Source organism: Marinibacterium profundimaris (assembly GCF_002210095.1).
Classification (GTDB): Bacteria; Pseudomonadota; Alphaproteobacteria; order Rhodobacterales; family Rhodobacteraceae; genus Marinibacterium; species Marinibacterium profundimaris.
The window spans coordinates 665,586-679,141 of sequence record NZ_AQQR01000001.1; the positions used below are offsets into that span (position 1 = coordinate 665,586).

General features: G+C 67.6%; 12 protein-coding genes. 10 read left to right on the forward strand and 2 right to left on the reverse strand.

Features of this window, described 5'->3' with window-relative positions; genetic code table 11:
* The first annotated feature begins 130 nt into the window (after positions 1-130).
* The 7 genes from ATO3_RS03220 (at position 131) to ATO3_RS03250 (ending at position 7,601) form a co-directional block, all read left to right on the forward strand.
* A complete protein-coding gene (locus ATO3_RS03220; RefSeq protein WP_088648336.1) occupies positions 131-1,057 on the forward strand; it encodes a branched-chain amino acid ABC transporter permease in 927 nt (308 codons plus the stop codon).
* Positions 1,054-1,989 (forward strand): branched-chain amino acid ABC transporter permease, encoded by a 936-nt coding sequence (locus ATO3_RS03225; protein ID WP_088648337.1) that lies wholly within the window; start codon positions 1,054-1,056, stop codon positions 1,987-1,989. Before ATO3_RS03220 ends, ATO3_RS03225 begins: the two co-directional genes overlap by 4 nt.
* Positions 1,986-2,687 (forward strand): ABC transporter ATP-binding protein, encoded by a 702-nt coding sequence (locus tag ATO3_RS03230; RefSeq protein WP_088648338.1) that lies wholly within the window; start codon positions 1,986-1,988, stop codon positions 2,685-2,687. The genes ATO3_RS03225 and ATO3_RS03230 overlap by 4 nt, the downstream gene beginning before the upstream one ends.
* The gene (locus ATO3_RS03235; protein WP_088648339.1) at positions 2,687-3,382 is read left to right on the forward strand and encodes an ABC transporter ATP-binding protein; all 696 of its coding nucleotides are present in this window, start codon (positions 2,687-2,689) and stop codon (positions 3,380-3,382) included. The genes ATO3_RS03230 and ATO3_RS03235 overlap by 1 nt, the downstream gene beginning before the upstream one ends.
* A 132-nt stretch (positions 3,383-3,514) precedes the next feature.
* Entirely contained in the window at positions 3,515-4,282 is a 768-nt protein-coding gene (locus ATO3_RS03240; protein WP_088648340.1) for a Phenylacetic acid catabolic protein, read from the forward strand.
* Positions 4,283-4,411: 129 nt separating this feature from the next.
* Positions 4,412-6,067, forward strand: coding sequence for a thiamine pyrophosphate-dependent enzyme (locus ATO3_RS03245; protein ID WP_088648341.1), 1,656 nt, complete (start codon positions 4,412-4,414; stop codon positions 6,065-6,067).
* Positions 6,068-6,437: 370 nt separating this feature from the next.
* Positions 6,438-7,601: a pyridoxal phosphate-dependent aminotransferase gene (locus ATO3_RS03250; protein WP_088648342.1), complete on the forward strand. Its 1,164-nt coding sequence runs from the start codon at positions 6,438-6,440 to the stop codon at positions 7,599-7,601.
* Positions 7,602-7,718: 117 nt separating this feature from the next.
* On the opposite strand, the gene ATO3_RS03255 is transcribed toward ATO3_RS03250, so the two are convergent.
* Entirely contained in the window at positions 7,719-8,453 is a 735-nt protein-coding gene (locus tag ATO3_RS03255) for an SDR family NAD(P)-dependent oxidoreductase (RefSeq protein ID WP_233152011.1), read from the reverse strand.
* A gap of 57 nt (positions 8,454-8,510) precedes the next feature.
* Positions 8,511-9,428 carry a LysR family transcriptional regulator gene (locus tag ATO3_RS03260; protein WP_088648344.1) on the reverse strand — a complete coding sequence of 306 codons (918 nt, stop codon included), beginning with the start codon at positions 9,426-9,428 and terminating at the stop codon, positions 8,511-8,513.
* A 198-nt stretch (positions 9,429-9,626) separates the two neighbouring features.
* Between ATO3_RS03260 and chvE the strand changes: the two genes are divergently transcribed.
* From chvE to mmsB, 3 genes are all read left to right on the forward strand, one after another.
* The gene (gene chvE, locus ATO3_RS03265; RefSeq protein ID WP_088648345.1) at positions 9,627-10,679 is read left to right on the forward strand and encodes a multiple monosaccharide ABC transporter substrate-binding protein; all 1,053 of its coding nucleotides are present in this window, start codon (positions 9,627-9,629) and stop codon (positions 10,677-10,679) included.
* A gap of 137 nt (positions 10,680-10,816) precedes the next feature.
* A complete protein-coding gene (gene mmsA / locus ATO3_RS03270) occupies positions 10,817-12,349 on the forward strand; it encodes a multiple monosaccharide ABC transporter ATP-binding protein (RefSeq protein WP_088648346.1) in 1,533 nt (510 codons plus the stop codon).
* Positions 12,350-12,362: 13 nt separating this feature from the next.
* Entirely contained in the window at positions 12,363-13,556 is a 1,194-nt protein-coding gene (gene mmsB / locus ATO3_RS03275; protein ID WP_088648347.1) for a multiple monosaccharide ABC transporter permease, read from the forward strand.

The following is a 13,556-nucleotide window of genomic DNA, read 5'->3' on the forward strand; positions in this document are numbered from 1 at the left end:
CAGGGGGCCGCCGGGCCCCGCTCCGGCCGCGGGCGCCCCCCGCGGCCGGGTCGCGAGACGGGCCGGCAACGGCCCGGCAAGCCCCGCGCCCCCTTTCGCCCGACGGAACGCCCCAAGCAGAACGACCTGAATGGAACTTGGACCCTACCTCGTGCTGGCCACGCTCGAAGGCGCGGTGATGGCGGCCGTCCTGGCCCTGACCGCCTGCGGGCTCAGCCTCGTCTTCGGCGTCATGCGCGTGGTCAACGTGGCACATGGCGAATTCTTCATGCTGGGCGCGGTCTTTGCCTGGTGGATCGCCAGCCATATCGGCGGCGCCCCGGCCTGGGGGTTCGTCGCCGCGCTGATCCTGGCGCCGCTGATCGTGGGCGCGATCGCCGCGGCCGCCGACATGACCGTGCTGCGCCGCATCGACTACGACCCCGAGCGCACCATCGTCGCCACCATCGGCCTGCTCTACATCCTGCAGCAGGCGACACTGATGACCTACGGCCCCGATGCGCGGCCCGTCGAGGCGCCCTTCAACACCCGCATCGCCATCCCCTGGGTGGAATGGACCGAGGCCGGCTGGGCGCTCTACTGGCCCTGGGGCGTGGCCACGACCTCCTACAAGATGTTCGTGATCGCGGCCGCCGTGGCGGTGCTGGCCGGGCTCTGGGGGCTGATGACGCGCACGCGGATCGGGCTCTTGATGCGGGCCACGCAGCTGGACCGCGACATGGCGCTGGCCTTCGGCATCCCGGTCGAGCGGGTCTATGCGCTGGTCTTCGGACTGGGCGCGGGGCTGGCCGCCCTTGCCGCCGTGCTGATCGTGCCGATCCAGCAGGCGCATTACCTGATGGGCCACGACCCGCTGCTGCTGTCCTTTATCGTGGTGATCATCGGCGGGCTGGGCTCCCTGCCCGGCACGATCCTCGCCGCGATCCTGATCGGGCTGACCGACAGCCTGGTGTCGGTGTTCTTCTCGCCCACGCTGGCCAAGATCCTTGCCACGCTTCTGGTGGCCCTGGTGCTGGTCTTCCGCCCGCAGGGTCTGTTCGGGAGCCGCGCATCATGAGCCGGGTCCTCGCGCTGCATCTCGGCCTCGTGGCCCTTCTGCTGGCGATGCATTTCGTGCTGCCGGCCTATCACCATGGCAACCTGGCCCGCGTCATGGTGCTGGCCTGCTACGCCATCGGCTTCAACATCCTCTTCGGCTACACCGGGCTGCTCAGCCTCGGGCACGCGCTGTTCTTCGCCGCCGGCATGTACGGCATGGGGCTGGCGATCACGCAGCTGGGCGCCGCCCCCGCGCCCGCCCTGCTGGCGGGCCTGATCGCGGGGCTGGTGGTCGCCGGGATCACCGGGGCGCTGGCGCTGCGGACCGTCGGCGTGGCCTTCATGATCGTGACGCTGATGTTCGCGCAGGCGGGCTATCTGACGATCCTCTATTTCGGCGACATCACCCATGGCGACGAGGGCTTCGTCATCCAGCCCGCGCAGCGCGTCCTGTGGGGGCTGGACCTGTCGGACCCCTCGTGGCGCTACCTGGCGGCCTGGGCGCTGTTCTCCGCCTGCCTGATCGCCTCGCTGGCGCTGGTGCGCCATCCGTTCGGCCGCACCCTGACGGCCATCCGCGAAAACGAGGAGCGTGCGCGCCTTCTGGGCTATGACGTGGCCCTGCGCAAATGGGTCGCGGTGGTGATCTCGGGCGGGATCTCGGCGCTGAGCGGGGCGGCTTACGGGCTGCTTTTCGGCTATGCGGGGGCGAGCTTTGCCTCGGTGCAATATTCGATCTTCCCGCTGCTCTGGGTGCTGCTGGGCGGGGCCGGCACGGTGCTGGGGCCCTTCATCGGCACGCTCTTCATGTTCTACCTGATCGACCTGACCAGCGGCATCACCACCGCCTACATGCTGCTGGCCGGCGTGGTGCTGGTGCTGCTGACGCTGTTCGCGCCTCAGGGGCTGGTGGGCGAAGTACGGCGCCGCGGCTGGGGATGGCTGCCATGAGCGCGATCCTGCAGACCTCCGGCCTGACCCGCCGCTTTCACGGGCTGACCGCCGTGGACGCGGTCGATTTCACGCTGGAGCGCGGCGAGGTGCGCGCGCTGATCGGGCCGAACGGCGCGGGCAAGACCACCTTCGTCTCGCTGCTCTGCGGCCGCATCCCGCCCAGCTCGGGCAGCGTCCGCTTCGACGGCGCCGACATCACCGCCCTGCCCGCGCACCGGCGCATCCGGCTGGGCATGGCCTACACGTTCCAGATCACCTCGATCTTTTCGGGCCTGCCGGTTGCCGAGAATCTCTCGCTCGCCGCCCGTGGCCGGGACGTCTCGCTCTCGGCGGCGCTGGAGCGCGTGGGCCTGCCCGAGCGCGAAGAGACGCTGGCCGGCGATCTGTCCTACGGCCACCAGCGCCTGCTGGAGATCGCCATGGGCCTGGTGCAATCGCCCCGCCTGCTGATCCTGGACGAGCCGACCCAGGGCCTGTCCGACGCCGAGATCGCCCGCTTCAAGGCGCTGATCCGCGATCTGGCCGGAGAGACCACGATCCTGCTGATCGAACACAACATGTCCGTCGTGATGGAGACCGCCGACCGCGTCACCGTGCTGAACTTCGGCCAGGTGCTGGCCGAGGGCACGCCGGCCGAGATCCACGCCAATGCCGATGTCCAGGCCGCCTATCTGGGCACCGGGGGGGCCGCCTGATGCTGGAGCTTGACCAGATCGACACCGGCTACGGCCGCGCGCAGGTGCTGCGCGGCTTCTCGCTGCGCGTCGAGCCGGGCGAGATCCTGTGCCTCTTCGGCCGCAACGGCGCCGGCAAGACCACGGTGATGAAGGCGATCATGGGCCTCCTGCCGCTCTGGTCCGGCGAGGTCACGGTCGATGGCACGCCCACAGGACGCCTGCCCGCGCACAAGGTGCCGCTGCAGGGCGTGGGCTATGTGCCCCAGGGGCGGCGGTTGTTTTCCGAACTGACGGTGGCCCAGAACATCGAGATCGGACTGCGCGCGCGGGGCTCGGGGCCGGAGGTCGAGGAGGAGGTGCTGGCACTTTTCCCCCGCCTGCGCGAACGCTATCGCCAGCGGGCCGAAACACTGTCGGGCGGGGAACAGCAGATGCTGGCCACGGCCCGCGCGCTGTGCCTGCGGCCCAAGGTGCTGCTGCTGGACGAGCCGACCGAGGGGCTGCAGCCCTCGATGATCGAGGCGATCCGCCAGGTGATCACGGCGATGCGCGACCGGGGTGTCGCGGTGCTGCTGGTGGAACAGCGGGTCGATGCGGTCCTGACCGTGGCCGACCGCGTGGCCTTCATCGAGAACGGCCGCAACGGAGAGGTCATGTCGGCGCAGGCCCTGCGCACCGATCATGCCATCGTGGAACGCTACATCGGGGTCTGATCGCCCCGCGGCCTGCCCGCCGGACCCGTCCCGGTTAAGCGATTGATAAGACATCCCCTCCTATCCTGCCGGCCACGGCCGGGCCCGCGCGCGGCCGGGCAGCGGCAAACGCCACGGGGGATCCGGCAAGGGATGAAGGACGACAGGCAGTTCGAAGAGCATGTCGCCGGGGGCGGCACGCTGGACAGCCCGGTGCACATGCCGCAGGACTGCCGCGAGGAGCTGGTGAAGCTCATGACCGGCTTCGCCGACAGCCAGCTTGCCGCGGCCGCCGGCCTCGCCCGGGTGCTGAACGAAGGGCCCAGCCTGCGCGAACGCATGGCGCTGGCCAGGATCGTCTATGAAAAGATCCAGATCGCCGAAACCGTGCTGGAGATCGCCTCCACCTTCGGCGCCGACATCTCGCGCTATGCCGCATATCACGCCTGGGACTCCCGCGTGGACCGCGACGCGGACCTGCCCCCGGCCCGGAGAGAGGGCGACCGCAGGCTGGCGGTCTTCCACTTCCCGATCGCGAACTGGACCGACGGTCTGGTGATGCACCACCTGATGAGCCAGGTCACGCTGGTCCAACTCGAGGAATACGCCCATGTCTGCTATGAGCCGCTGGGCACGGCGCTGCGCGGGCTGATCCCGGTCGAGACCCGCCATGCCATGCTCGCCCGCGAAGGTATCGCCCATGAACTGGCGCGCGGGCATCGCGACATGGTGCAGGCCGCGCTGGACTACTGGTGGCCGAAGGCAGGCGCCAGTTTCGGCGCCCGGCGCTCGGCAAAGTACCGCGAGCTGCGCCGCATGGGCCTGCGCCGCCGCCCGAACGAGACTCTCCTGAAGGACTGGACCACGCTGATGCGCGCCTACCTGGACCGCATGCATCTCGACCCTCCGATGAGCGTCTGAGGCGCGTGCCCCGGCGCCCCGCCGCCGCGCCGGGACCGGAGAATGGGATTGTCTCGACACCCCCTCGAAGGCATGGTCTGCCTGACCGCGCGGCCCGGACCGCGCCACGAGGAGCAAGGACACAGAGACATGCAGCGCCACGGCGGACAACTTCTGGTCGAGAGCCTGGTCGCTCTCGGCGCGACTAAAAGCTTCGGGATCCCGGGAGAGAGCTACCTCGCCGTGCTCGACGCGCTGCATGACAGCGCCGGGGCGCTGGATTTCGTGCTCTGCCGGAACGAAGGCGGCGCCGCCTTCGCCGCGGCCGCCTGGGGCAAGCTGACCGGATCGCCCGGGATCTGCTTCGTCACCCGCGGCCCGGGCGCCACCAATGCCTCGATCGGGATCCACACCGCGATGCAGGACAGCGCGCCGATGCTGGTCTTCGTGGGCCAGGTCGGCACCGACATGCGCGAGCGCGAGGCCTTCCAGGAGGTCAATTACCGCGCGGTCTTTGGCACCATGGCCAAGTGGGCGACCGAGATCGACGATGTCGGGCGCATCCCCGAGATCCTCGCCCGCGCCTGGACCACGGCCACCACCGGCCGCCCCGGCCCGGTGGTCATCGCCCTGCCCGAGGACATGCTGACCAGCCTCACCGACACCGCGCCGCTGACCGGGCCCGCCGAGATCTCGGAACCCGCGCCCGATGCCGCGGCGGTGGACAAGGCGCTCACGCTGCTTTCGGCCGCGGACCGGCCGGTGGTGCTTGTCGGCGGCTGCAACTGGCAGGCCGATGCGCGGGCTGCGCTGAAAGACTTCGCCGAAAGCTCGGACATCCCCGTGGTCGCCGCCTTCCGCTACCAGGACCAGTTCGACAACCTCTCGCCGGTCTATGCCGGCGAGGCCGGTGTCGGCATGCCGCCCAACGTCCGCAAGCTGCTGGAAGACGCCGATGTGGTGCTGGCGATCAACGTCCGCTTTGGCGAGATGACGACCGGCGCCTACGAGATCTTCGAGGTGCCGGTGCCACGCCAGACCATCGTGCATGTCCATGGCTCGGACCGCGAGATCGGCAAGATCTACCAGCCGCGCCTGGGCATCCAGGCCGGCCCCAACGCCTTCGTGCGCGCGCTGCGCCCGGTGACGGGCGACTGGTCCGGCTGGACCCGCGCGGCGCGGGCGGCGTTCCTCGCCTCGCTCGAGGCGCCGGACCAGCCGTCGCCGGTGGACATGGTCAAGGTCTCGGCCCACCTGCGCGACGTGCTGCCCGAGGATGTGATCGTGACCAACGGCGCGGGGAATTTCGCGATCTGGCCCAACAAGTTCCTGACCTACGGCCCCGATGCCCGGCTGCTGGCGCCGCAATCGGGAGCCATGGGCTACGGCCTTCCGGCGGCGGTGGCGGCCAAGGTCGCCTGCCCCGACCGCATGGTGCTGTGCTTTGCCGGCGACGGGGATTTCCAGATGACCTGCAACGAGCTTGGCACCGCGATGCAGGCCGGCGCCCAGCCGATCGTGCTGATCCTGAACAACGGCACCTACGGGACGATCCGGGCGCACCAGGAAAACCACTACCCGGCGCGCGTCTCGGGGACCGATATCGTCAACCCGGACTTCGTGGCGCTGGCGAAGGCCTACGGGTTCCACGCCGAAAAGGTCGAGCGGACCGAGGAGTTCGCCGCCGCCTTCGACCGCGCCGCGGCGAGCGGGACCGGGGCCGTGCTGGAGCTGAACGTCTCGGCCGAGGCGATCACGCCGCGGCGGACGCTCAGCCAGATGCGGGAGGCGGCGCTGGCGAAATAGGCGTCTGATCCTGGCTCTGGCGGCCGGGGTCGGATGAGGTATTTGGGCAAAGATGAAGCAGGGGGTCGCGCCGTGTCCCACGCGTGGGACATGTATCCACCCTTTTGAAATCAAGTGGTTGCAACGGCGAATTAACGAACCCGCAACGATTTGCAGAGCCGCGCCCCTGCTTCTTCTTGGGAGAAATACTCCGGAAATCCCCTGCCCGCCCACGCGACGGCAGCAGCAGGGCGCCCCCCACAACCAGCCGGTCCTGGCCGTGACGAAAGCGGCCGGGCGCGGTCAGCGGCGCGGCGATGCTCCCTTTGCCCGCCTTGTGGCAGCGGTGCAGAGCGGCTAAGGCGGCGCGGGAGCATCCGGGGAGACGACCATGATATTTGCCGACAGCCTGACGCGGCTTGGAACGGAATCCGCCTTTGTCGTGCTGGCACGGGCGCAAAAGCTGGCGGCCCAAGGGCGCGATATCATCAACCTCGGGATCGGTCAGCCGGACTTTCGCACGCCACAGCATATCGTCGAGGCCGGGATCCGCGCGCTGCAGGACGGGCATCACGGCTACACCCCCGCCAACGGGCTGCCGGTGCTGCGCGAGGCGGTGGCCGCCGACCTCGAGGCGCGGCACGGCACGAAGGTGGATCCGGACCATGTCGTGGTGGTCCCGGGCGGCAAGCCCACGATGTTCTTTGCCGTGCTGATGTTCGGCCAGCCGGGGGACGAGATCATCTGCCCCAACCCGGGTTTCCCGATCTACGACAGCGTGATCCGCTATTCCGGCGCGACCCCGGTGCCGATGGCGCTGGAAGAATCCAACGGCTTTGCCTTCTCGGCCGAGGCGGTGCTGGCCCAGATCACCGGGCGCACGCGGCTGATCATCATCAATTCGCCCGCCAACCCCACGGGGGGCGTGACCCCGAAGGAAGAAATCGACAGGCTGGTCGCCGGGCTGGCCGACTGGCCCGACGTGGCGATCCTCTCGGACGAGATCTATTCGCGGATGCTGTACGACGGGCGCGAGCACGTCAGCCTGCTGCAATACCCCGAGATCCGCGACCGGCTGATCATGCTGGACGGCTGGTCCAAGACCTATGCCATGACCGGCTGGCGGCTGGGCTATGCGGTCTGGCCCGAGGCGGCGGTGGACCATGTCACGCGGCTGTGCATCAACGACCATTCCTGCGTGAACGCCGCGGCGCAATATGCCGGGCTGGCCGCGTTGCAGGGGCCGCAGGACGCGGTGGACGAGATGATGGAGGCCTTCGACGCGCGCCGGAAAGTGATCGTCGCGGCGCTGAACGGCTTGCCCGGGGTCCGCTGCACGGATCCGGCCGGGGCGTTTTACGCCTTTCCCAACATCTCGGGCACCGGGCTGAACGCGGCGCAGGCGCAGGATCTCTTTCTCGACAAGGCCGGGGTAGCGACGATTGCCGGGACCGCCTTCGGCACGTGGGGCGAAGGCTACGTGCGGTTCTCCTACGCCAATTCGACGGAGAATATCGAGAGGGCGATCGAGCGGATCGCGGGCGTGCTGAGCTAGGGCAACGAGGCGTGGGCTGCCTGGGTCATACCGGGACGCCGGTCATGCGGCGCAGGACGTGAGACAAGCGCGCAACGGGGCACGCCGCGGCGCCGACCCTGCCGCAAGCCCTAGGGCTCAGCCGTAATCGGGCCAGGGCGCGCGGGAGAAGACGCCGCCGTCGACCATCAGGGTCTGGCCGGTGATGAACCCGGCGCGATCGGAGGCCAGGAAGATCACCGCCTCGGCCACGTCCTCGGGCAGGCCGATACGGCGCAGCGGCGTGATCTCGGCCCATTTGCCGGCATAGTCCGGGGTTTCGGAGCGGGTGCGGTCGGTTTCGATGGCGCCGGGGGCGACGCAGTTGACGCGGATGCCATGGGGCCCGAGTTCAAGCGCGGCGGAGCGGGTGAACTGTTCGATCCCGCCTTTCGAGGCGCCGTAATCCACCAGCTTCGGGAAGGCGAGCCGGTTGCAGCCCGAGCCGATGTTGATCACCGCGCCTTGGCGCCCCGCCGCGATCATGTGGCGCGCACCGATGCGGGTGTTCAGAAAGGTGCCGCGCAGGTTGGTGGCGATGACCTCGTCCCAGTCCTTGGCCGACAGGTCCATCAGCGGCGCCCAGGTCTGCCGGCCGGCATTGTTGACCACGACCGACGGCGTGCGGCCGTAGGTCTCGCGCAGGTTGGTGAAAAGCGTTTCGACCTGGGCCTCGTCGGCGGCGTCGCAGGTGAACACCCCGATGCCGTCGTCGCCCGGCGCCTCGGCCCCGGGCGGCACGGTCACCGCCACCTCATAGCCTTCGCGGCGCAGGGATCTGGCGATCTCGCGTCCGATGCCGGACCCGCCGCCTGTCACGATTGCCAATGTCATGATGTCACCTCCCCTTTCCTCGCTAACACAGCGCCAGAGGAGCTACAATCGGATCGATCACAGACGCGCGAGCACCTCGGTCAGGACACGGTCGACGGCGGTTGAAAACTGTCGGGCGCGGTTGCGAATGATAAAATACGGCGTCACCGCGATGGGCCGGTCGACGTCCAGCCGGCGCAGGCGCGCGCCGATGCCGGGGCGGGTCAGAAGGGCTGCGACCTCTTCGGCGACGGGGGCGATGACGGCGGAGTTTTCCAGCAGCGCCAGCATGACCAGCAGCGAGGAGGAATTGGTGATGCCCGAGGGCACCGGCACGGCGGCCTCGTGGAAGGCGGCCTCGACCGCCGCGCGGATCGGGGAGCCGCGTTCCTGGATGACCCAGTCGTGTTCGGCGAGCCGGTCGAGCGTCAGCCCGCGCTGCCCGGCGAGCGGATGGCTGTCGTGGACCAGAAGGGCCACCCGTTCGAACCGCGCCGGCTGGATGTCGAAGGCGCGCGGGTCGTAGTCCTGCGGCAGGCGGGCGAGGACGAATTCGAACCGCCCCTCTTCCAGGCCGCGGACAAGTTCGGTCGAGGGGCCGACCTCGATCGTGACCTCGACGCCCGGGGAGGCCGCGCGCACCGCCTGCACCGCCGGGACCAGGCATTGCACCGCCGGGCCGGTGACCGAGCCCACGCGCACCTCGCCGGACTGGCCCTCCTTCAGATCCTCGACCTCGGTCTCAAGGCTGTCGAGCGTGGCGAGGATGGCGCGGCCGTGTTGCAGGAAGGCCTGGCCGATGGCGGTCGGAACCATGCCCTTGGGGTGGCGATCGAAGAGCTTCGTGCCGAGGTCGGTTTCGAGTTCCGCGAGGATGCGCGAGGCGGCGGGCTGCGAGATCGCGAGCGCACCGGCGGCGATCTGGAGCTTGCCGCTTTCGGCGATCTTCACGATCAGGCGCAGGTGCTGGGGCTTGAGACGGCGGGCAAGGTCCAAGGGCGGCGTCCGGTTGCGGGATCTGGGCGGCGGTGCGCAGAGAGGCACATACCGATTGTGTTATGCGGATTGCGGCTAATGCAATTTGAAGGACATGTAAAGCTAGGCTACCCCGACGGCGGGGTCGGAGGCCCCGTCACATTCGCAAGAACCGCGCGGCGGCCGGCATCATGAGCGGCGCGCGCAAGGGAGGCATTCATGAAATTGAAAATGGTCCTGGCTTCGGCCACGGCAGTCTTTGCGCTTGCCACCGGCGTGCTGGCCGAAGGTACGGTGGGCATCGCCATGCCGACGAAATCCTCGGCGCGCTGGATCTCGGACGGCAATTCGATGGTCAATCAGTTCCAGGAGGCCGGATACGACACGGACCTGCAATATGCAGAGGACGACATTCCGAACCAGCTGGCGCAGATCGAGAACATGATCACCAAGGGCGTCGACGTGCTCGTGATCGCGGCGATCGACGGCACGACGCTGTCGAACGCGCTGGAGAACGCGCATTACGCCGGGATCAAGGTCATCGCCTATGACCGGCTGATCCGCGACAGCGAATACGTCGACTATTACGCGACCTTCGACAACTTTCAGGTGGGCGTGCAGCAGGCGACCTCGCTGGTGGAAGGCCTGGAAGAGCGGTTCGGCGAAGGCCCCTACAACGTCGAGCTCTTCGGCGGCAGCCCGGACGACAACAACGCGTATTTCTTCTATGATGGCGCGATGTCGGTTCTGCAGCCGCTGATCGACGACGGCACGATCAACATCGTGTCGGGCCAGATGGGCATGGACACCGTCGGCACGCTGCGCTGGGACGGATCGGTTGCTCAGGCGCGCATGGATAACCTGCTTTCGGCCCATTACACCGATGCCCAGGTGCATGGTGTGCTGTCGCCCTACGACGGGCTGTCGATCGGGATCCTGTCGTCGCTGAAGGGCGTGGGCTATGGCTCGGGCGATCTGCCGATGCCGATCGTGACCGGCCAGGACGCCGAGGTCCCCTCGGTCAAGTCGATCCTCGCGGGTGAGCAGTATTCGACCGTGTTCAAGGACACGCGCGAGCTGGCACGTGTCACCGTGGGCATGGTGGACGCCGTGCTGGAAGGCGGCGAGCCGGAGATCAACGACACCGAGACCTATGACAACGGCATGAAGATCGTGCCCTCCTACCTGCTGGAACCGGTGGCAGTGGACGCGTCGAACTGGGAAGAGATCCTGATCGGCTCGGGCTACTACACCGAAGACCAGGTCAAGTGACCTCCTCCACTTGATCTCCCCCCTGCCCGCGCCAACCATCGCGGCCGCGGCGGCGGGCAGGGGGACCATTCCTGAAGAACAAGTCGCGAAAGATGTTCCCTGAAGATCTTTCCACCGCTTCCGGTCGAGGGGCACCGATGCAGAATTCCACACAGCCATTGCTTGAAATGCGCGCGATCACCAAGACCTTTCCGGGGGTGAAGGCGCTGGACGAGGTCAACCTCTCGGTCCGCAAGGGCGAGATTCACGCTCTGGTCGGCGAGAACGGCGCCGGCAAATCCACCCTCATGAAGGTGCTGTCGGGCGTCTACCCGGCCGGAACCTACGAGGGCGAAATCCATTACGATGGCGCACTGGCCGAATTCGCCTCGCTCAGCGACAGCGAGGACCGCGGCATCGTCATCATCCACCAGGAACTGGCGCTTGTGCCGCTGATGTCGATTGCCGAGAACCTGTTTCTGGGCAACGAGATCGCCGAGGGCGGCGTGATCCAGTGGCAGGAAACCTTTCGCCGGACCGAAGAGCTGCTGGCCAAGGTCGGCCTCAGGGAGGCCCCCGGCACGCTGATCGACAAGCTGGGCGTGGGCAAGCAGCAGCTGGTCGAGATCGCCAAGGCGCTGTCCAAGGACGTGCGGCTGCTGATCCTGGACGAACCGACCGCGGCCCTGTCGGAAAGCGACAGCCAGGCCCTGCTGGACCTGATCCTGGAGCTGAAAGAGCGCGGCGTGACCTCGATCATCATCAGCCACAAGCTGAACGAGGTGCGGCGCGTGGCCGACAGCGTGACGGTGATCCGAGACGGATCGACCGTGTCGACCATGGACGCCAAGACCGACGAGATCACCGAGGACCGCATCGTGCGCGACATGGTCGGCCGGGACATGGCGCATCGCTATCCCGACCGCGAGCGCCGCGCAGGCCCCGTGCTGATGGAGGTCAAGGACTGGAACGTCTGGCACCCCGAACATGCCGACCGGCAGGTGATCCGCGACGCCAACATCACCGTGCGCGCCGGCGAGGTCGTGGGCATCGCAGGCCTGATGGGCGCGGGCCGGACCGAGCTGGCGATGTCGATCTTCGGCCGCTCCTACGGGCGCAACATCACCGGTACGGTCGAGATGAACGGCAGGACGGTCGATACCTCGACCGTGTCCAAGGCGATCGAGGCCGGGCTGGCCTATGTGACCGAGGACCGCAAGTCGCTGGGCCTGATCCTGGACGAGACGATCCAGCGCAACATCACGCTGACCAACCTGCCCGCGGTGTCGACCAACGGCGTGATCGCCGAGAATGCCGAGACGCAGGTCTCCGAAAGCTATCGCAAGGCGATGAACATCCGCACGCCCAGCGTCTTCCAGAAGGTCGTGAACCTGTCGGGCGGGAACCAGCAGAAGGTGGTCCTGTCGAAATGGCTCTTTGCCGAGCCCGAGGTGCTGATCCTCGACGAGCCGACACGCGGCATCGACGTGGGTGCGAAATTTGAAATCTACGGCCTCATCAACCGGCTTTCCGCCGATGGGAAGGGGGTCGTCATGATCTCGTCGGAGATGCCCGAACTGCTGGGCATGTGCGACCGGATCTATGTCATGGGCGAAGGCCATTTCGTCGGTGAACTTACCGCCGAAGAGGCAAGCCAGGAGCGCATCATGTCGCTCATCGTGAACGACTGAGGAGAGACAAGCCATGGACCTGGCGGATCAGACCAAGACATCCGGACAGCCGAGCATCGGCCATTATCTTCTGGGACACCTGCGCGAATTCGGGCTGCTGTTTGCCCTGATCGCGATCATGATCTTCTTCCAGATCGTGACCGACGGCACGCTGCTGCGCGCGGTGAACCTGACCAACCTGTTCCTGCAGAACAGCTATATCATCATCATGGCGCTGGGGATGCTCATCGTCATCGTCGCCGGCCATATCGACCTGTCGGTCGGTTCTGTCATGGGCTTCATCGGCGCGCTGGCCGCGGTGATGATCGTGGAATGGGAGCTGGCGGTGCTGCCGGCGATCCTGCTGTGCCTGGTGGCCGGCGCCCTGATCGGCGCCTGGCAGGGGTACTGGGTCGCCTACTGGAAGATCCCGTCCTTCATCGTGACGCTGGCCGGCATGCTGGTGTTCCGGGGCATGTCTCTGTGGCTGCTCGAAGGGCAGTCGGTCGGGCCCTTCCCGAAATCCTTCCAGCTGCTGTCGACCGGGTTCATCCCCGACATCTTCGGCATCGACCGGCCCAACGGCACGGCGCTCGCCGCCGGGGTGATCGCGGCGATGCTGATCATCTGGCTGGGCCTGCGCGCCCGCGCCCGCAACAAGCGCTACGGCATCGAGGGCGAACCCCTGCCCTTCTTCGTGGCGCGCACCGGCATCGTCGTCTGTGCCGTGCTCTTCATCTTCTACAAGCTGGCCGAATTCCGCGGCATGCCCAACGTGCTGATCACCATGGCGGTGCTGACGGTGATCTATGCCTTCGTGACCGAGAACACGACGCTGGGCCGGAGGGTCTATGCCCTGGGCGGCAACGAGAAGGCGGCGAAGCTTTCGGGCATCAAGACCGAGCGGCTGACCTTCCTGGCCTTCGTGAACATGGGGCTGCTGGCCGCGCTGGCGGGGCTGATCTTTGCCGCGCGGCTGAACACGGCGACGCCCAAGGCCGGCTTCGGTTTCGAGCTCGACGTGATCGCGGCGGTCTTCATCGGCGGTGCGTCCATGTCCGGCGGGGTCGGCAAGATCGTCGGCGCCGTGGTGGGCGCCTTCATCATGGGCGTGCTGAACAACGGCATGTCGATCATGGGCATCGGCATCGACTACCAGCAGGTCATCAAGGGGCTCGTGCTGCTCGCCGCCGTGTTCTTCGACGTCTACAACAAGAGTAAGGGTTAA